We start from the raw sequence: 17,874 nt of genomic DNA on the forward strand, positions 1-17,874 counted from the left end.
TGCGGCACTCCCGCACCGTGACCGTGCCAATGCGGACGGTTGGTTCACATGCGCGTTACATGAGAGGAACAACCGGGAAACGGCGGCTTGCAACGCTACGCGGGCACCCACCACCCAGTTTGCGAGGTACACCGCCGTGGCAATCAAGGCCGAGTACATCTGGATCGACGGCACCAAGCCGACCGCCAAGCTCCGCTCCAAGACTCGGGTCCTGCCGAACGCGGACAAGATCCCCACCTGGGGCTTCGACGGTTCCTCGACCAACCAGGCCGAGGGCCACGCCTCCGACCGCGTGCTGGAGCCGGTCCGGGTCGTGAAGGACCCGATCCGCGGCGGCGACCACATCCTCGTCCTCTGCGAGGTCAACGAGACCGACGGCACCCCGCACGAGTCCAACACCCGCGCCCTGCTGCGCTCCGTCGCCGAGCAGTACGCGGCGCAGGAGTCGATCTTCGGCATCGAGCAGGAGTACACCTTCTTCAAGGGCTCGCGTCCGCTCGGCTTCCCCGAGGGCGGCTTCCCGGCCCCGCAGGGTGGCTACTACTGCGGTGTCGGCGCCGAGGAGGTCTTCGGCCGCGAGATCGTCGAGCTGCACCTCGACCGCTGCATCGACGCCGGCCTGGCGATCTGCGGCATCAACGCCGAGGTCATGCCCGGCCAGTGGGAGTTCCAGATCGGCCCGGTCGACGCCCTGACCGTCTCCGACGACATGTGGATCGCCCGCTACCTGCTCTACCGCACCGCCGAGGAGTTCGGCATCGACGCCACCCTCGACGCGAAGCCGGCCCGCGGCGACTGGAACGGTGCGGGTGCGCACACCAACTTCTCCACCAAGGCGATGCGCGAGGGCTACGACGCGATCATCACCGCGTGCGAGTCGCTCGGCACCTCCCAGGAGAAGGTCCTGGAGCACGTCACCCAGTACGGCGCCGACATCGAGTCCCGCCTGACCGGCAAGCACGAGACCGCCCCGTGGAACGTCTACTCCTACGGCGTGTCCAACCGCGGCGCCTCGGTCCGCATCCCGTGGCAGGTCGAGGTGGAGCAGAAGGGCTACATCGAGGACCGTCGCCCGAACGCGAACGTCGACCCGTACGTGGTCACCCGCCTGCTGATCAACACCTGCTGCGCCGCCCTGGAGAAGGCCGGCCAGGTCTGATCCGAGGCACCACAGCCTGACGCGCGCCCGCCGGGCCGCCCCCTCACCACACGGGGGGCGGCCCCGGCGGGCGCCGCCGTGTTGCCTCGACGTTGCCCCGGCGCCCTTGATCGCCGCTGGTCGGGGGCGGATAATCGCGCCCATGACCGCTTCCGCCGCCGCCACCGGGGGCCTCGTGCGACGCCTGCACGTGGACCTGGCGCGGGTGTGCGCGGCCGCCTGTCGACGTCGGTGAGTGTCCCCGACGTGTTCCCCCAGGCGGTCCTTCCTTCCGGCAGCGGAGTGTGCGCTCGTGTCCCTGACCTTCCACTGGTTCCTGCCCACCAACGGTGACAGCCGGCACGTCGTCGGCGGCGGCCACGGTTCGACACCCGGCACGGCCGGGTCCGACCGGCCGCCGTCCGTCGCCTACCTGGGCCAGATCGCCCGCAGCGCCGAGCAGTTGGGGTTCGAGGGGGTGCTGACGCCGACCGGCGCGTGGTGCGAGGACGCGTGGCTGACGACCGCGATGCTCACCCAGGTGACCGAGCGGCTCAAATACCTGGTCGCCTTCCGGCCCGGGCAGATCTCCCCGACGCTGGCCGCGCAGATGGCGGCCACCTACCAACGGCAGTCCGGCGGACGGCTGTTGCTCAACGTGGTGACGGGCGGCGAGTCGGCGGAGCAGCGCGCGTACGGGGACTTCCTGGACAAGGACGCGCGCTACGCCCGCACCGGGGAGTTCCTGTCGATCACCCGCCGGCTCTGGGCGGGGGAGACCGTCGACCACGACGGACCCCATCTGCGGGTCGAGCGGGCGAGGTTGAACCGGCTGCCGGACCCGGTCCCGCCGGTGTACTTCGGCGGCTCCTCGCCCGCCGCCGGCGACGTCGCGGCCCGGTACGCGGACGTCTACCTCACCTGGGGCGAACCGCCCGCGCAGGTCCGGGAGAAGCTGGCGTGGGTCCGCGAACTGGCCGCCGCCCAGGGGCGGGTGGTGCGGTTCGGGATCCGGCTGCACGTGATCAGCCGGGACACCTCGGCGCAGGCCTGGGCGGAGACCGAGCGGCTGCTGGCGGCGATGGACCCGGCGCGGATCCGGGAGACCCAGCGGGCGCTCGCGGAGAGCGAGTCGGAGGGCCAGCGCCGGATGCTCGCGCTGCACGGCGGCTCGGCGGAGCGGCTGGAGGTCCACCCGGGCCTGTGGGCGGGCATCGGCCTGCTGCGCGGCGGGGCCGGGACGGCGCTGGTGGGCAGCCACCGGGAGGTGGCGGACCTCATCACCGAGTACCACGAGCTGGGGATCGAGGAGTTCGTGCTCAGCGGGATGCCGCACCTGGAGGAGGCGTACTGGTTCGGGGAGGGCGTGCTGCCGCTGCTCGCCGCACGCAACCTGTGGCGGCGGTCGTAGCGGGTGCGGGGTGCTGGCCCGACCCCCGGGGTGGGGATGTCCCCCGGCCGGATCCGGGGGCGTACCGCCGTGAACTCCGGCGGAGGAGTTCATAGCGTGGGCGACATGACACCTCATCACATCCCCTCTGCCGCGCCCGCCATGGGCGGCGGAAGGGTCACGGCCCGCCGCACCGCCGTCCTCGCCCTCGCGGTCGCCGCGGCCTGCGCCGCCACGGCGCCCGCCGCGACCGCGACGCCCGACAGCGACCGCTCCGGCGCGCCGCCGGGCCTGAGCCGCTACTACCACCAGCGCCTCGACTGGCGCAGCTGCCTCCAGGGCCCGGACGACGCCACCGGCGCCGAGCTGGAGCGGGCGGGCGCCCGGTGCGCCGACGTCACCGTGCCGCTCGACTACGCCGACCCCCGGGGCCGCAGCATCACCGTGGCGATCTCCCGGATCCGGGCCACCGACACCCGCCACCGGATCGGCGCGCTGCTGCTCAACGACGGCGGCCCGGGCGGCGCCACCCTCGACACCCCGCCGCGCGTCCACGCGGCGCTCAAGGACGTCGCCGGCCGGTACGACGTGGTGGGCGTGGACCCGCGCTTCGTCGGCCGCAGCACCCCGCTCAACTGCGGCTGGCCGGTCGGCACCGCCCTGCTCTCGGCGGGCACCGACCGCTCCGCCTTCGACCGGCAGGTCGCCCTGCACAAGGGCCTGGCGGCCAAGTGCCGGGCCGCCGCCGCGGACGTGCTGCCGTTCGCGGGCACCCGCAACACGGCGCGCGACATGGACGTCATCCGCGGCGCGCTCGGCGAGCGGAGGATCTCCTACCTCGGCGTCTCCTACGGCACCTACCTCGGCACCGTCTACACCCAGATGTTCCCGGGCCGCTACGACCGGGTGGTCCTCGACGGGGCGCTCGACCCGCGCGTCTACGGGCCGCGGATGCTGCCGACCCTGCTGGCGTCGAACGAGCGGGCGCTCGCCGACTGGGCGGCCTGGGCGGCGGCCCGCCACGACACCCACCGGCTCGGCCGGACGCCCGAGGAGGTCGTCGCCGGTCTGCGGGGGATCGTCGCGGCGGCGGCGCGCGGCCCGCTGACCGTGGGCACCGGGCCCGAGGCGTTCCGGCTCGACGACACCCAGGTGCCGCTGCTGCTGTTCGCCGGTCTGGCCGACGACACGGACGACTCGCGCACGGCCCTGGCGGAGAACGCCGCCCTGCTCACCGAGGCGGCCGCCGGCCGGCCGACCCGGCCCTCGCCGTCGTTCACCGCCACGCTGCGGACCTTCTTCACGGGCGCGGGTTCGGCCTCCGCCAGCTCCCAGCAGGCGACCCTGTGCGCGGACGGCGAGGCGCCCCGCGACCCCGAGACGTACTGGCGGGACGTCGAACGCAGCCGGACCGAACACCCGCTGCTGGGACCGGCGTTCAACAACATCAGCCCGTGCGCCTTCTGGGACCGCCCGCGCGAACCGCGCACCGAGGTCCGCCGGGACGCCCCGGCCCTGATCGTCGCCGCCACCGGCGACCCGCGCACCCCGTACCCCGGCAGCGTCGCCCTGCGCGGCCTGCTGCCGTCCTCCCGCCTGCTCACCCTCCAGGGCGCCAACCGCCACGCCCTCTACGGCATGTACGGCAACGCCTGCGTCGACACCGCCGTCAACGCGTACCTCGCCACGGGAGTCCTGCCGTCGGAGGACGTGACCTGCGCGAAGTGACGTAGGCGCAATTCCAGCCCCGATGAGCCGTCCTTCGCGGCCCCAGCAGGGGTGCCGGGGCCGCGAAGGGAGGGGCGGCGGGGTCCGCACGGCTACTGCTCGCCGAGGACCATCCACTTCTCGGGCGTGGCGAGCGGGTCGAAGCCGACCTTGGCGTAGACGCCGTGCGCGTCGGCGGTGGCGAGCATGACGCGGCGGAGGCCGAACGGCGCCAGGTGGTCGCGGACGGCGCCGGCGAGCGCGGTGCCGAGGCCCTTGGCCCGGGCGACGGGGGCGATGTAGACGTCACAGAGCCAGGCGAAGGTCGACTCGTCGGTGACCACCCGGGCGTACCCGACCTGGGCGCCGGACGCCTCGTCGTACACGCCGAAGTTGAGCGAGCAGGCGATCGCCCGGTCCTGCTTCTCCCGACTGCGCCCGCGCGCCCAGTAGGCGTCCTCGGCCAGCCACTGATGGATCAGCGCGGCATCGAGCCGCGCGGGGTCGGTGGAGATCTCGTATCCGGCGGGAAGATCGTTTGTCATGTCCCGAGATCCAAGCAGAGGTCGCACCCGCCTGGCCAGGGGAAATCCCGAGGAGCGGATCGGCGGCCGGCCGGGTCAGCGGAGGACGACGGTGATGCCGAGCCGGCGGAGGTACTTCAGGGTGGCCTCGAAGAAGTCGAGTTCGCCGGTCGGGTCGACGCCGAGGTCGCTCGCCAGGGCCCGGCGAGCGACCTCGCTGTCGTGCCAGACGAGGGTGAACGGGCCGCCGGGGAGGGTGTCACCACCGCAGGAGCAGCCCTGGAGCATGCCCCAGCAGAGGTCGAAGCGGTGGCCGGGGCCGATGACCGCCTCGCCGAGGGCGCATTTGAGGCCGGGGACGTCGGTGACGTGGCGGCCGTCGAGCCGGCGGGTGTCACCGGCCGGGACGTCGCCGAGGCCGGGAGCGCAGAGCCGGAGCCACTCCTGGCGACCGGCGGTCGGGAAGCGGGCCCACCGACCGGGGGCGGTCGGTGAACCGCCCGTGAACCACTCCTCCCAGACCGCGTGGGCGGCCGAGCCCGGTGGGTACGGGAGTGCCCGGCCGAGGGCGATGTCGACGAGGGCGCCGCCGAGGGCGGACGGGCGGGTGCCTTCGATGTCGAGGAACAGGCCGTCCTCGGAGTGGATCACCCGGCCGGTGTGGTCCAGGACCCACAGCTCGACCTCGGATCCGGGCGTTGTCGGGCGGACGAGACGGTCGAGCAGGGGTGCGCCGGGTTCGACGCCGACGAGGCGGATGGGCGGCGCGGGGTCGGGGCCGGGGCGGCTGTCGTCGTAGAGACCGGCGATGCGGCGGCACTTGCCGATCACGGCACCGGTGCCGTTCTGGACGCGGACCTCGCAGTCCTCGGGTTCGATGACGGGGCCCGGCCGGTACATGGGCTCCGCGGGGCCGGTGACCTCGGCCTCGACGAGCACGTCGAGGAGACGCGGATCGGTGGCGGCCGGGCGGCTGCCGAGGACGACGGCCTCGTCGAGCTGCCAGTAGTGGCACCAGTACCCGCCCCACGAGTCCGGGTGGTCGTCCGGGAAGTCGACGGTGACGGCGAGGTGGCCGAGGCGGACCGGCTCCCGGGCGGACCGTTCGACCGCCTTGAGCAGCCGCCCGGTCGGGGCGCAAGTGACGAAGGTCAGGGTTTCGCGCACGGGCACCGGATCGACGAACAGGCCGGCGGCGTCCCCGCACTTCGCCCAGAGTTCCTGCCCGCCGTCCCATTCCTGGCCGACCAGGAGATACCTGAGCGGGATGTCCCGCCGCCACGCCCAGGTGGTGTCCTCGAAGCGCACATCGTCCTCTCGTGGAGCCCATCGATCGGGTCGACGATATGCCTGGCCGGGGTGAGCGCGCTCGGGATTTACGCCGGGGCTTCTCGTGCGTGGTCCTCGAATCCGGGAATCGCCCCCTGGCCCGGGATCCATGGGGTGATGGAAGAGTTTCGGCGGGCGATCGGAATGCTTGTTTTCTGACCGTCAGAGGCCGGGAATGGCGTCCTTCGGGATGGTGTGCCAGTTGGTGACGACCGGCTTGTCGACCTTGGTCGGGCCGATCGGGAGGCCGGCCGGGTCCGGGTCGGGGGTGGTGATGCCGACGATGACGTCCGTGAACTCCACCGCCTGGTTGCCCTTGGTGCTCTTCGGGTTGACGCCCGCGTAGGCGGTGGTGGCGCCGGTGAGGGTGATCGGGGTGCCGGCGGACTGTTCGGCGTTGGCGGCCTCGATGCCGCCGGAGCCGAAGGCGATGACCGGGTGGGCGGCGGGCAGGGTGCAGGTGGTGCCCGGCTTCGCCTTGGCCGCGATCAGGATGTAGCCGCCGGCCTGGGACTCCGCCTTGGCGGTGAGGACGAGGTCCTTGGCGCCGCAGGTGCCGGCCGGGGCGGCGGCCTTGGTGGGCGCGGGGGTGGCGGCGGGGGTGGAGGCGGCCGGCTTGCTGGGTGCCGGGGCGGGGGCGGTGGTGGCAGCCGTCGTGGCCGGTGCGGTGGCCGTGGCCGGGGCCGTGGCCGCCGGGCTCGCGGTGGTGGAGTCGGAGTTCTCCGGCCCGCAGGCGGTGGCGGTGACGGCGAGCGCCGCGACGGCGACGGCGGCGAGGGCGAGACGGCGCGCACTCATGACGGATTCCCCCAGGTGTTCCTGCCGGTGCGAATCACCGGCAGGACGACGGTATGCCGGGGTCGTTCACGGGCCGGTTCGGGAAATATCCCGATCCTGTCGCAGAAAGTGTCGCGGCACGGGGATGGCCAAGTGCCGCCGCGCGCGGCACCATTTCCCCCATGACGAGGCCACCCCTGCTCCTCCTCGACGTCGACGGTCCGCTCAATCCCCACCCGTACGACGGCAAGCCGCGCCCGCGGCCCGCCGGTTACGAGTCCCACAGCGTCAAGCCGGAATCCTGGATCGCCCGCTTCCCCGAGCAGCCGCCCGGCGAGGTGAAGCCGCTCCACCTCTGGCTCAACCCCGGCCACGGCGCCGAACTCCTCGCACTGCCCTATGAGTTGGTGTGGGCAACGGCCTGGATGGGCGAGGCCAACACCTGGATCTCCCCGCTCGTCGGCCTGCCCGAACTGCCCTTCATCGTCTGGCCGCGGATGCACCAGGGCGACCCCGAAGGCCTGCACTGGAAGACTCGCGCCCTGGTCGCCTGGGCGGACGGCCGCCCGTTCGTCTGGGTGGACGACGAGTTGCGGCCGCAGGACACCGAGTGGATCGCCGCCCACCACCCCGGCCCGGCGCTCACCCACTGGATCGATCCCGAAATAGGCCTGCGGGACGTGGACTTCGCGGCGCTGCGGGAGTGGGCGGCCGCCGCGTGAGAGTGGGCACGGTCGAGCGCCTGCGCCGCTACCCGGTGAAGTCCATGCTCGGCGAGGAGCTGCGCGAGGCCGCCGTGACGGAGCGCGGCATCACCGGCGACCGCGCGTACGCGCTGCTGGACGCCGAGACCGGCCGGGTGGTGAGCGCGAAGCACCCGCGGCTGTGGGCGGGCATGCTCGGGTTCACGGCGGCGACCGCGGCGGACGGCACAGTGGCGCTCACCGGCGCGGACGGCGGCGCCGTCGACGAGGGCGACCTCTCGGAACGGCTGGGCCGCAAGGTCCGGTTGGTGTCCGAGCCGCCGGAGGGCGCGACCATCCAACGCTCGGTGCCGGACGAGGTGTTGGCGCGCGGCATCGAGGCCGAGGTCGACTTCACCGTCAACGAGCTGGGACGCGGCGCGCCGCCCGGCACGTTCTTCGACTTCGCGCCGCTGCACCTGCTCAGCACGGCCGGGCTCGCGGCGGCGGACGGCGCGGCGGCGGACGGCGCGGCGGCGGACGGCGCGGCGGCGGACGGCGCGGAGGTGGGCGCGGAGGTGGGCGCGGAGGTGGACGGCGTGGCGGCGGAGCGGTACCGGCCGAACCTGGTGATCCGGACTGCCGGAGCGGCGGAGGGCTTCGTCGAGAACGGCTGGGTGGAACGGGAGTTGGCGGTCGGCGCGGAGCTGCGCCTGCACGTGGTCACCGCGACGCCGCGGTGCGCCGTCCCCACCCTCGCGCACGGCCCGTTGCCACGGGCCACGGCCGCGCTGCGCACCCTCGGGGAGCGCAACCGGCTGGTGCCGCTGCCGGGCATGCCGGCCCTGCCGTGCATCGGCGTGTACGCCCGGGTGCTGGCGCCCGGCCGGGTGCGGGTCGGGGACGCGGTGGTGCTGCGGTCCTGAGTCCCGTACCCGGGGGCGGGAACCGGTTGCGGGGCCGAGGGGTCCAAGCTGCACCAGGACGGAGTCTGAGGAGGCGACCGGGATGGGCGGTTACCAGGACGGTTACCAGGAACACGCCGGGACGGACGACCCCGCCGCGAGCCGGCGGCGGGTCTGGGCGGCCCGGTGGACGGTGGTGGGGGTGGCCGGGGCCGCCCTGGCGGTGGTGCTGGCCACCTCGGGCGACGGGGGAGGGGCCGGCCGGTCGGTGGTCGTGACGGTCACCAGGACACCGGCGACGGCGCCCGGGCCCGCGACCGCGACGGCGCCGTCCCTGGCCGTCGCCGCCGACGGTGACGGTGACGTCGTGCTGTCGGTGGCCGGGCCGCCGCGCCGCGAGGTGACCCCGGGGGTGACGCCCGCCGACCCCGGTCCGGCGGCCGTCGTCGGGCGCCCGTACCCGGTCGACTGGAGCGCCCACTGCGACCTCGCGCACCTGCGCTTCGCGGGGCGGACCTGGAAGGCCCCGTGGCCGCCGGCCCTGCCGTCCGGCCTCCCCGGCCCGCGCGGGGCCGGCTCGGGCCCGCCGGTGCTGCCCGGCTACGCGACCCTCACCGCGCCAGACCGGCTCCGCTTCGAGGCACCCGGCTACCTCCCCGGGCCGGTCCTGCTCGAACCGACCGCCGAGGAGCGGATCTGCGAGTAGGCGGCCCGGTGGGGCCGGGGCAGCCGTGGGTGCCGGGGTTCGGCCCCGGGGCGAACCCCGGGCGTCGGCCCGCGAGTACGGCGCCGGGCCCGACACGGACCGGGCCCGGGGGTGCCCCGTGGCCGCCGGGCCGGGAGCGAGGCGTAGGCCCGGGCGCAGTCGGCCCCCGGCCGGCCCGCCCCCCGGCGTCAGCGCGCGAGCACCGCGCCCAGGGCGGCCAGCAGGCGGTCGGTGGTGGGCTCGTCCCGGACGGCGATGCGGAGCCAGTCCGGGCCGAGGCCGGGGAAGGTGTCGCCCCGGCGGACGGCGAAGCCGTGCTCGCGCAGCCGGGCCCGGACGGCGTCCGCGCCCGGCAGTTCGATCAGCACGAAGGACGCCGCCGGGTCGCCGTGCACCCGGACGTCCGGGAAGGCGGCCAAGCCCTTCAGCAAGTGGTCGCGCCAGAGCGCGAGTTCGCGCGCGGCCTGCTCGGCCTCGGCGAGCGCGGCCGGGGTGGAGCAGGCCTCGGCGGCGGCCAGCGCCGGGGTGGAGACGGGCCAGAGCGGTTGGGCGGCGGCGAGCGCGGCGATCAGCGGGGCGGGGCCGAGCACGTAACCGATCCGCAGGCCGGCCAGCCCCCAGGTCTTGGTGAGGCTGCGCAGTACGACCACCCGGCCGGGCAAGTCCCTTGCGGAGGCGAGGGATTCGGTCTCGCCGGGCACGGTGTCCATGAACGCCTCGTCGATCACCAGGGTGCGCCCGGGGCGGGCGAGGGCGGCGACGACGGCGGCCGGGTGGAGGACGGAGGTGGGGTTGGTGGGGTTGCCGAGCACGACCAGGTCGGCGCTCTCCGGCACGGCGCCGTCGGTCAGCCGGAAGCCGTCGGCGGGGGAGAGCAGGACCCGTCGCACGTCGTGTCCGGCGTCCCGCAGGGCGGCCTCCGGTTCGGTGAACTGAGGGTGGACGACGGCGACGTGACGTGGCGCCAGAACCCGGGCGAGCAGCACGAAGGCCTCGGCGGCGCCGGCGGTGAGCAGCACCTCGTCCGCCGGGCGGGCGTGCCGGGCCGCGACGGCGGCGCGGGCGGCGGTGCCGTCGGGGTAGGCGGCGAGGTCGGCGAGGGTGGCGGCGAGGTGGTCGCGCAGCCACTGCGGGGGCGTGCCGGTGCGGACGTTGACGGCGAGGTCGACCAGGCCGGCCCCGTCGGCGCGCACCTCGGCGTCCCCGTGGTGGCGCAGGTCGGGCTCGGATTCGGGCTCGGGCGAAGTGGGGGGTGTGGGGCTCACGGCTGGTCTCCTGGGTTCGCGGGGGCTTCGAGGGGGTGGAGTGGAACGCGGGCGACGGCGACGGTGGCGGCCGGTGACTTCCGCTTGGGGACGACGAGCACGGCGTCGGCTGCGCCCACGGACGCCGCACCCGCGAGCGCCGCCGCCTCGGCCACGCTGAGTGTGCCGACCGCGCCGCCGACGGCATCGGACGGGTTCGGCACGGGCACGGCCGCCAGGACCACGGCCGGGTACTCGACCACCGGCACGCCGCCATGTGCACCCCCGAGTGCGGCCGCCGCCGCGCGGACGGCGGGGTGGTCGGCCTTCCCCGCGAGGGTCGCGAGCGCGGTGACGGCGGCGGACGGCAGCCCGGCCCCGGCGAGCGTCCGCCGGATCAGCGCGAGCAGTTCCGCGGCCGTGGCCGACCCGCGCACGCCCACCCCGACGACCAGCCACCCGGCGTCGGAACGGGTGTCGGAACGGGTACCGGAACCCGCGCCACCGGCGCGCCCCGCGGGCGCGCACGCCCGCGTCCCGGCGCGTCCGCCGTCACCCGAACCGCCCAACGCGCCCGATCCCGGGCCACCCGAACCGTTCCCGTCCGGACCCCTCACGCCCAGCTCACGCCCCGCTCACGTCTCGCTCCTCCATGTCACCCGCCCGACACCCGGCCGCGGGCCGACATCGTCCGGCGGTCACCCCGGGCGTCCGAAAACGTCCGACGGACGTCCGACGGCCGACCGGCCCCCGCCCGTCCGCTGCCCCGCGAATCCCCAGGTCAGGGCGGATTCCGGGCCGATCGGGGCTGCCGGAATCCCACCACGCCCGCGACGGACGGGTCAATCGGGACGCTCGTGACCCGCGCCCGACAGCCATCCTCGGCCAGCGATCGCTGTTCGCCTCCTCTTCATGTTGCCGACGAGGCACTCGCCACCGGCCCGCTCCTACTGTTTGCGGCGCTCGGAAACCGCCGGTCCCGCCGGTCGGCGGTCCTCTCCCCATCCGGCAGTTCCCCGCAGCCGGGCCGCCTCCCCGACCCGGCCGTACCCGACGTACGGAGGACACCATGCCCGAAACCCCCGACACTGTTGACATGAGCGCCACTACCCCTGCAGTCGAGGGCGCCGCAACCCCCAGCCGCCCCCGTCGTCGCACCCTGACCGCCCTGGCCGCCGGCCTCGGCATGGTCGCCGGCTCGCTCGGCCTCTGGGCCGCCACCGGCACCACCGCGTCCGCCGCCGCCCTGCCGGCCCCCGACCACGTGGTCGTCGTCGTCCTGGAGAACCACGCCTACACCCAGATCATCGGCAGCTCCAGCGCGCCGTACATCAACAACACCCTCAAGGCCGGCGGCGCCAACCTCACCCAGTCGTTCGGCATCACCCACCCCAGCGAGCCCAACTACTACCAGCTGTTCTCCGGCTCCAACCAGGGCCGCACGGACGACAGCTGCGTGCCGGTCGGCTCCATCGGCGCCGCCAACCTCGGCTCCGAGCTGATCGCCGCCGGCAAGACCTGGGGCAGCTACAACGAGGGCCTGCCGAGTCAGGGCTCGACCGTCTGCTCCAGCGGCAAGTACGCGCAGAAGCACAACCCGTGGTTCGGCTTCAGCAACGTGCCGACCAACACCGCGTTCACCATGACGCAGTTCCCGACGAACTTCGCCACCCTCCCGAAGGTCTCCTTCGTCGTGCCGGACCTGTGCAACGACATGCACGACTGCTCGGTGTCCACCGGTGACACCTGGGTCCAGAACAAGCTCGGCGCCTACGCGACCTGGGCCAAGAACAACAACAGCATCCTCGTCCTGACCTTCGACGAGGACAACCGCAACTCCGGCAACCGCATCCCCACCATCTTCTACGGCGCCCACGTCACCCCGGGCTCCTCCACCGCCACCACCTACAACCACTACAACGTGCTGCGCACGCTGGAGGACCTCGCCGGTCTGACCACCCACGCGGGCAACGCCGCCACCGCCGCCACCATCACCGGCATCTGGAACTGACGCCCGTGTACGTCGCGGACTCCCGCAGCTCCAAGGCCCCCGTCGCCCCGGCCACCCGGCCGGGGCGGCGGGAGGCCGCCGGTGATCCCGGCGCGCCGACCGCCGAAGCCCCCGGCGCCGGCGGCAAGGCCGTCCGGGCCGCCGTGCCCGGCACCGTGCTGGTCCTGGGCACCGTCAGCCTGGTCACCGACGTCTCCTCCGAGATGGTCAGCGCCGTCCTGCCGCTCTACCTGCTCACCGGCCTCGGCCTCTCCCCGCTCGGCTTCGGCCTGCTGGACGGCATCCAGAACGGCTTCAGCGCCCTCGTCCGGCTGGCCGGCGGCCACCTCGCCGACCGGCGCGGCCGCGACGGCGCGCCCCGGCACAAGGCGATCGCCGCCGTCGGCTACGGCCTGTCGGCACTCTGCAAACCGCTGCTGCTGCTCGTCCACACGGTGCCGCTGATCGGCGCCGTGCTCGCCGTCGACCGCACCGGCAAGGGCCTGCGCACCGCCCCGCGCGACGCGATGATCTCGCTCGCCACCGAACCCGCCCACCGGGGCCGGGCGTTCGGCGTCCACCGGGCGATGGACACGGCCGGCGCCCTGCTCGGACCGCTCACCGCCTTCCTGGTGCTGCGGATGGCGGGCGGCCCGCTGCTCGCCGACGGCGGCCAACAGCAGGGCTACCACGCGGTGTTCGCGGTCAGCGCGTGCGTCGCGGTGCTCGGCGTGCTGGTCCTGCTGCTCTTCGTCCCGAACCGGCTCACCGAACCCGCCGGGACCGACGGCTCGGCGACGGGCGGACAGCCGCGGCTGCGGGACGGGCTGGCCCTGCTCCGCACCCCCGGCCTGCGCCGGCTCACCCTCTGCGCCGTGCTGCTCGGCCTCACCACCGTCAGCGACTCCTTCCTCTACCTCCTCGTGCAGCGCCGGCTCGGCCTCGCCACCGAGTACTTCCCGCTGCTCCCGCTCGGCACCGCCGCCGCCTTCCTGCTCCTCGCCGTGCCGCTCGGCGCGCTGGCCGACCGGATCGGCCGCCGAAAGCTGTTCCTGGCCGGCCACGGCGTCCTGCTGCTCGCCTACGGTCTGCTGCTCTCGCCGCTCAGCGGGCTGCCGGTGGTGTGCGGGGTGCTGCTGCTGCACGGCGCGTTCTACGCCGCGACCGACGGCGTCCTCGCCGCCGCCGCGGCCGACACCGTCCCCGCCGGACAGCGCGGCGCCGGGCTCGCCCTGGTCGGCACCGGGCAGGCGCTCGCCCGGTTCACCTGCTCGCTGGGGTTCGGCGCGCTGTGGAGCGCGGTCGGCGGCACCACCGCGCTCACCTGGTCGGCGCTGGCGCTGGCCGGCTGCGTCGCCGGGGCCGCCGTCGTGCTGCGCGAGCCCGCCGCCGCGTCCGTCCCCGAACCTCCCGTTTCCGAAGAACCTGCCGACCCCGAGGTGCGCCCGTGACCACCGCCCCCCTCCCGAACCGCACCCGGGTGCTGATCCTGCTGGTCGCCGTCCTCCTCCTCGGCGGGGTCGGCACCGGCGCCGTCCTGTGGGCCGCCGACCGCTCCGCCGAACGCGACCGCGTCCAGGCCGGCGGCCCCGTCGTCACCCCCGGCCCGGTCTCCCTCCGCACCCCCGCCACCCGGCAGCTCGTCGTCCGCAACATGGCCTGGGGCCCGCACCGCGACGAGATCGCCACCGTCCCGGCCGACCACCCCGACGGCCCGCGCACCTCCTCCGGCGTCCAGTGCCTGCGCTTCCACGCCGCCGCCGGCACCGGCATCTGCCTCCAGGCCGACCGCGGCGCCGTCCAGGACACCTACCGGGCCGTCGTCCTCGACGACCACCTGCGCGAACTGCGCTCCTTCCCGGCCGCCGGCATCCCCACCCGCTCCCGGGTCTCGCCCTCCGGCCACCTCGCCGCCTGGACGGTCTTCGTCAGCGGCGACTCGTACGCCGGCACGAACTTCTCCACCCGCACCTCGATCGTCGACGTCCGCGACTGGAACCTCCGGGACAACCTGGAGACCTTCGACGTGATCAAGGACGGCAAGCCGTACCGCGCGCCCGACCTCAACATCTGGGGCGTGACCTTCGCCGACGACAACACCTTCTACGCCACCGTCGCCACCGGCGGCCAGACCCACCTGGTCCGCGGCGACCTCGGCGCCCGCACCCTCACCACCCTCCACCAGAACGTCGAGTGCCCGTCCCTCTCCCCGGACGGCACCCGGGTCGCCTACAAGAAGCGCGCCCCCGGCGCCCCCGAGGACGCCCCCTGGCGGCTCTACGTCCTCGACCTCGCCACCATGACCGAGACCGCCACCGCCGAGCAGCGCAACATCGACGACCAGGCCCTCTGGTCCGACGACGGCACCCTGGTCTACGCCCTCCCCGGCGACTTCGGCACCGACCTGTGGACCGTCCCCGCCGACGGCAGCGGCGCCGCCCGGCGGCTGATGGACTCCGCGCTCGCCCCGGCGTACCTGGGCTGAGCCCGGCGGTCATCGGGCTGGTTGGTCCCACCCGGAACTTCGAGCGTAGGGTCCACGTCGAGGACTACGAGTGGCCGTTCCCGGTGCCGGGCCGCCACGACCACAGACCGGGGGAACAGGAACAGTGAGGCAACGAGGGCCCGACGGAGGGCTGTCGCCGGACCGCATGCCCAGCGACTCGTGGCCGGCCCTGCACGGCCGCCCCGTGCTGCGCCGCACCGTGGCGATGGGGCTGGTGCTGTGCGTCGCGGTGCTGGCCGCGCTGGCCGTCCGCGGCATCAACGCGCTCACGCTCGGGCGCGGCGTCATCGAGACCGACCGCGACCGCGCCGAGCTGCTCGCCGGCCTCCACCCCTCCCAGCACCCCGGCGCGGGCCGCTACTACGTCCCGGTCGGCGCGGTGTACACGCACACCACCACCGGCGCGCCCGTCGCGTACCTGCACTACCGGCTGGCGGGCGGGCGCGAGGTCGGCATCGGCGACTTCCTGCGCACCTACGACCTGCCCGCCCCGGGCCCGGTCACGGCACTGCCGACGGACCTCGCGGAGGCGCTCGGCGGCGACGAGCCGGCCGAGGCCGCGGAACTCGGCGACGCGCCGGCGGTCGCCCCTTCTCCTTCCCTTTCCCCTTCTCCTTCCCTTTCCCCTTCCGCCTCGCCGACCACCGACGACCCCACCCCGACGCCGACGCCCACCGTCGAACCGGACCCGGAACCGACCGAGGCCCCCACCCCCACCGTCCTCACCCCCGCCGACACCACCACCGTCACCCAGGACGCACCCCCCACCCCCGACCCGACCATCCCGGAAGCCACCCCCACCCCCGTGGTCGTGGTCACCACCACCCCGCCCCATCCCCCCACCGCCCGCCACATCTACATCGCCACCGACCCCACCGGCCTCCCCGGCGCCGCCGACATCTACGTCCGCGCCACCGGCTGACCGCACCCGCCCGTCCGTTCAGGAGCCCCCGTTGCGCCTCGACACCTTCGAAGCCATTGCCGAGGCCGCCGCCCGCCACGGCACCGTGCTCGAATTCCTCGACGGTGAGATCGGCGTCAAGCCCCCACCCGACGGCGACCACGGCCAGATCATCGCGTGGCTTCAGCGGACCTGCCTGCAACACCGCCCCGACCTCTGGCTCTTCGCCGAGCAAGGCCTGCGGATCCCCTCGTACGAGAACGGCGACGCCCGCCCGGACGGGACCCTCGCACCCGCCGAGTACTTCGCCGGCCAGGGGGAGTGGGCCGACGCGCGGGGCGTCCTGCTGGTCGCGGAGGTCACCTCCTTCGACCGGCGGGCCGACGAACGGGACCGGGTCAAGAAGCCCAGGGCGTACGCCGAGAGCGGCATCCCGGTCTACCTCCTGGTCGACCGCGACAGCGACACCGTCACCGTCCACAGCGAGCCGGTCAAGGGGCGGTACCGCGAGATCCGGAGCTACGACTACGGGGAGCGCGTGGACCTGCCCGGGCTGGACGTGACCCTGGACACCGAGGTCCTCAAGAACTACAGCCGCTGAGCCAACAGCTGTGCGCGGGGTGTCAGTTGGTCGTGCTGTACTCGCACCATGACGCATGATCACAGCACCGCGCCGCTGACCGCCGACTGGATCGCCGCCCTCGCCCAGGCTTTCGGGGAGGTGCTCGGGCGGCCGCTGGACGCGTACGACGCCGGGGCCCGGTACGGGGCCTTCTACAGTGGCAACTTCCTCGCCGAGAGCGAGCTGGACCGCGACCGCGCGTGGGTGGGGCGGGCCGCGCTCGCGGGGGAGGCGACGCTGACCTTCGAGTACCTGCTGCTCACCCCGCCCGGCGACCTCGACCACCCGTCGCCGGTCTTCGACGCGAGCCGTTCGCTGTACCTGGTCGACCCGGCCGCCTTCCCCGCCGGTCTGGCCGCCGACCTCTCCGAGCTGGCCGACGGCTGCGTGGTCCCGGGCGCCGAGCTCGGCCGGCTCGCGGAGCGGCACGGCGTCGACCTCGCCGCGCCGGACCTGCCCGCGACGGCGTGGACGCTCTGGCAGGCCCGGATAGCCTCCGCCGACACCCTCCTCGACGCCCTCCGCGCCGCCACCGGCCTGCTCGGCGCGACCTCCGCCGACGAGGTGCCCGCCGGCCTGGGCGCCTCCGCCGACGAGGTCGACGACGAGGCGCACGAGCGCGTCGCCGCCGTCACCGACCCCGGGCTCCGCGACTACCTGGCCGCCTTCTGCGACCCGGAGTCCCACGACCTCGCCCTCTGCCTGTACGACCGGGACGATCCGAACCTGGTGGTCCAGTGGGAGGGCGCGGTCGACCAGTACGAGGTCGTCGTCCGGCGCCTCGACGGCCTCGACGGCTGACCGCCTCCGCCCGGGGCGGGCGCGGAAGCCCTTGCGGCGCCGGGATAGGGTCACGGCGAACCGTTGTGACGTACCCGTGTGGAGCCGAAGGAGTCGACGTGGGCGAGGCCGTGTCCCCCGAGACCGGTGCCGATACCGTGGACCCCCGCCGGGGCGGGCAACTCGCGGCACGCTGGTGGAAGTGGGCGCTGTCGGCGCCGGAGGAGCGCAGCCCGGTCGCCGACACCACGGGCGAGTTCGCGGGCTGGCGCCAGCCCTCGGACGTGTGGTTCCTCGCCGGTACCTACGGGGGCCGGGTGGTGCGCCGCTGTCCGATCGCGGCGGGGCGGCCGGTGTTCTTCCCGGTGTTCAACACCCAGCGGTTGGCGTTGGGGCTTTCCGCCGAGCCGTGGCGCGTCGAGGCCTCGCGCGCCGAGGCGACCCTGAACGGCGTGCCGCTGAAGGTGCAGGAGTTCGCGTCGAGGCGCTTCTTCGCCGTCGGCATGCCGCGCGTCGCCTGGGGCCTCTGGTGCGCCCTCGACCCGCTCGTCCCCGGCCAGTACGTCCTGACGATCAAGGCCGAAGCCGGCGGCTTCTGGGTCGACACCACCTACCACCTGGACGTCGTCGACTACTGAGCCGCCGGGCCGGGCCGCCGGAGTGGGAAGTCGG

18 protein-coding genes are annotated in these 17,874 nt (G+C 74.6%); 13 read left to right on the forward strand and 5 right to left on the reverse strand.

Annotated elements, in window-relative coordinates; translation table 11 throughout:
• Nucleotides 1-136 precede the first annotated feature (136 nt).
• The 3 genes from glnII to AB0N76_RS03830 all read left to right on the forward strand — a co-directional run bounded on the left by glnII (nt 137) and on the right by AB0N76_RS03830 (nt 4,256).
• The gene (gene glnII / locus AB0N76_RS03820; protein ID WP_363552797.1) at nt 137-1,159 is read left to right on the forward strand and encodes a glutamine synthetase; all 1,023 of its coding nucleotides are present in this window, start codon (nt 137-139) and stop codon (nt 1,157-1,159) included.
• Between the two features lie 292 nt (nt 1,160-1,451).
• Nucleotides 1,452-2,549 (forward strand): LLM class flavin-dependent oxidoreductase, encoded by a 1,098-nt coding sequence (locus AB0N76_RS03825; RefSeq protein ID WP_363552799.1) that lies wholly within the window; start codon nt 1,452-1,454, stop codon nt 2,547-2,549.
• 105 nt (nt 2,550-2,654) lie between these two features.
• Nucleotides 2,655-4,256: an alpha/beta hydrolase gene (locus AB0N76_RS03830; RefSeq protein ID WP_363552800.1), complete on the forward strand. Its 1,602-nt coding sequence runs from the start codon at nt 2,655-2,657 to the stop codon at nt 4,254-4,256.
• Between the two features lie 92 nt (nt 4,257-4,348).
• Here the strand turns inward: AB0N76_RS03830 and AB0N76_RS03835 are convergent, their stop codons facing one another.
• The 3 genes from AB0N76_RS03835 to AB0N76_RS03845 form a co-directional block, all read right to left on the reverse strand.
• Nucleotides 4,349-4,780, reverse strand: coding sequence for a GNAT family N-acetyltransferase (locus AB0N76_RS03835; RefSeq protein WP_363552802.1), 432 nt, complete (start codon nt 4,778-4,780; stop codon nt 4,349-4,351).
• Nucleotides 4,781-4,855: 75 nt separating this feature from the next.
• Nucleotides 4,856-6,067 (reverse strand): hypothetical protein, encoded by a 1,212-nt coding sequence (locus AB0N76_RS03840; protein WP_363552804.1) that lies wholly within the window; start codon nt 6,065-6,067, stop codon nt 4,856-4,858.
• 183 nt (nt 6,068-6,250) lie between these two features.
• The gene (locus AB0N76_RS03845) at nt 6,251-6,886 is read right to left on the reverse strand and encodes a DUF4232 domain-containing protein (RefSeq protein ID WP_363552806.1); all 636 of its coding nucleotides are present in this window, start codon (nt 6,884-6,886) and stop codon (nt 6,251-6,253) included.
• Nucleotides 6,887-7,047: 161 nt separating this feature from the next.
• Here AB0N76_RS03845 and AB0N76_RS03850 point away from each other — a divergent pair, with 161 nt between their 5' ends.
• The 3 genes from AB0N76_RS03850 to AB0N76_RS03860 all read left to right on the forward strand — a co-directional run bounded on the left by AB0N76_RS03850 (nt 7,048) and on the right by AB0N76_RS03860 (nt 9,159).
• Nucleotides 7,048-7,587 carry a hypothetical protein gene (locus AB0N76_RS03850; protein ID WP_363552808.1) on the forward strand — a complete coding sequence of 180 codons (540 nt, stop codon included), beginning with the start codon at nt 7,048-7,050 and terminating at the stop codon, nt 7,585-7,587.
• Nucleotides 7,584-8,474: an MOSC N-terminal beta barrel domain-containing protein gene (locus tag AB0N76_RS03855; protein ID WP_363552810.1), complete on the forward strand. Its 891-nt coding sequence runs from the start codon at nt 7,584-7,586 to the stop codon at nt 8,472-8,474. The genes AB0N76_RS03850 and AB0N76_RS03855 overlap by 4 nt, the downstream gene beginning before the upstream one ends.
• Nucleotides 8,475-8,556: 82 nt before the next feature.
• Complete coding sequence (locus AB0N76_RS03860; RefSeq protein ID WP_363552812.1) at nt 8,557-9,159, forward strand: hypothetical protein; 603 nt, start codon at nt 8,557-8,559, stop codon at nt 9,157-9,159.
• Between the two features lie 188 nt (nt 9,160-9,347).
• Here the strand turns inward: AB0N76_RS03860 and cobC are convergent, their stop codons facing one another.
• Nucleotides 9,348-10,424, reverse strand: a complete 1,077-nt coding sequence (gene cobC / locus AB0N76_RS03865; protein ID WP_363552814.1) for an Rv2231c family pyridoxal phosphate-dependent protein CobC — start codon at nt 10,422-10,424, stop codon at nt 9,348-9,350.
• Nucleotides 10,421-10,840: a cobalamin biosynthesis protein gene (locus AB0N76_RS03870; protein WP_363552816.1), complete on the reverse strand. Its 420-nt coding sequence runs from the start codon at nt 10,838-10,840 to the stop codon at nt 10,421-10,423. The genes cobC and AB0N76_RS03870 overlap by 4 nt, the downstream gene beginning before the upstream one ends.
• Before the next feature lie 659 nt (nt 10,841-11,499).
• Here AB0N76_RS03870 and AB0N76_RS03875 point away from each other — a divergent pair.
• From AB0N76_RS03875 to AB0N76_RS03905, 7 genes are all read left to right on the forward strand, one after another.
• On the forward strand, nt 11,500-12,414 hold the full coding sequence (locus tag AB0N76_RS03875; protein ID WP_363552818.1) for an alkaline phosphatase family protein: 915 nt from the start codon (nt 11,500-11,502) through the stop codon (nt 12,412-12,414).
• Nucleotides 12,415-12,419: 5 nt separating this feature from the next.
• Nucleotides 12,420-13,844, forward strand: a complete 1,425-nt coding sequence (locus tag AB0N76_RS03880; protein WP_363552820.1) for an MFS transporter — start codon at nt 12,420-12,422, stop codon at nt 13,842-13,844.
• A complete protein-coding gene (locus AB0N76_RS03885) occupies nt 13,841-14,878 on the forward strand; it encodes a TolB-like translocation protein (protein ID WP_363552822.1) in 1,038 nt (345 codons plus the stop codon). The genes AB0N76_RS03880 and AB0N76_RS03885 overlap by 4 nt, the downstream gene beginning before the upstream one ends.
• Nucleotides 14,879-15,044: 166 nt before the next feature.
• Entirely contained in the window at nt 15,045-15,821 is a 777-nt protein-coding gene (locus AB0N76_RS03890) for a hypothetical protein (RefSeq protein WP_363552824.1), read from the forward strand.
• A 31-nt stretch (nt 15,822-15,852) separates the two neighbouring features.
• Nucleotides 15,853-16,401, forward strand: coding sequence for a Uma2 family endonuclease (locus tag AB0N76_RS03895; protein WP_363552826.1), 549 nt, complete (start codon nt 15,853-15,855; stop codon nt 16,399-16,401).
• A gap of 48 nt (nt 16,402-16,449) precedes the next feature.
• The gene (locus AB0N76_RS03900) at nt 16,450-17,223 is read left to right on the forward strand and encodes a hypothetical protein (RefSeq protein ID WP_363552828.1); all 774 of its coding nucleotides are present in this window, start codon (nt 16,450-16,452) and stop codon (nt 17,221-17,223) included.
• A 98-nt stretch (nt 17,224-17,321) separates the two neighbouring features.
• Nucleotides 17,322-17,840: a hypothetical protein gene (locus tag AB0N76_RS03905; RefSeq protein WP_363552830.1), complete on the forward strand. Its 519-nt coding sequence runs from the start codon at nt 17,322-17,324 to the stop codon at nt 17,838-17,840.
• Nucleotides 17,841-17,874: the final 34 nt, after the last annotated feature.

This window comes from Kitasatospora sp. NPDC093806, assembly GCF_040683335.1.
Taxonomy (GTDB): domain Bacteria; phylum Actinomycetota; class Actinomycetes; order Streptomycetales; family Streptomycetaceae; genus Kitasatospora.

What these genes read in the sequence shown, in the direction of transcription:
- AB0N76_RS03830 (WP_363552800.1), top strand. Translation starts at nt 2,655, where the DNA reads ATGACACCTCATCACATCCCCTCTGCCGCGCCCGCCATGGGCGGCGGA.
- AB0N76_RS03835 (WP_363552802.1), bottom strand. Translation starts at nt 4,780, where the DNA reads ATGACAAACGATCTTCCCGCCGGATACGAGATCTCCACCGACCCCGCG.
- AB0N76_RS03845 (WP_363552806.1), bottom strand. Translation starts at nt 6,886, where the DNA reads ATGAGTGCGCGCCGTCTCGCCCTCGCCGCCGTCGCCGTCGCGGCGCTC.
- AB0N76_RS03850 (WP_363552808.1), top strand. Translation starts at nt 7,048, where the DNA reads ATGACGAGGCCACCCCTGCTCCTCCTCGACGTCGACGGTCCGCTCAAT.
- AB0N76_RS03860 (WP_363552812.1), top strand. Translation starts at nt 8,557, where the DNA reads ATGGGCGGTTACCAGGACGGTTACCAGGAACACGCCGGGACGGACGAC.
- AB0N76_RS03875 (WP_363552818.1), top strand. Translation starts at nt 11,500, where the DNA reads ATGAGCGCCACTACCCCTGCAGTCGAGGGCGCCGCAACCCCCAGCCGC.
- AB0N76_RS03890 (WP_363552824.1), top strand. Translation starts at nt 15,045, where the DNA reads ATGCCCAGCGACTCGTGGCCGGCCCTGCACGGCCGCCCCGTGCTGCGC.
- AB0N76_RS03900 (WP_363552828.1), top strand. Translation starts at nt 16,450, where the DNA reads ATGACGCATGATCACAGCACCGCGCCGCTGACCGCCGACTGGATCGCC.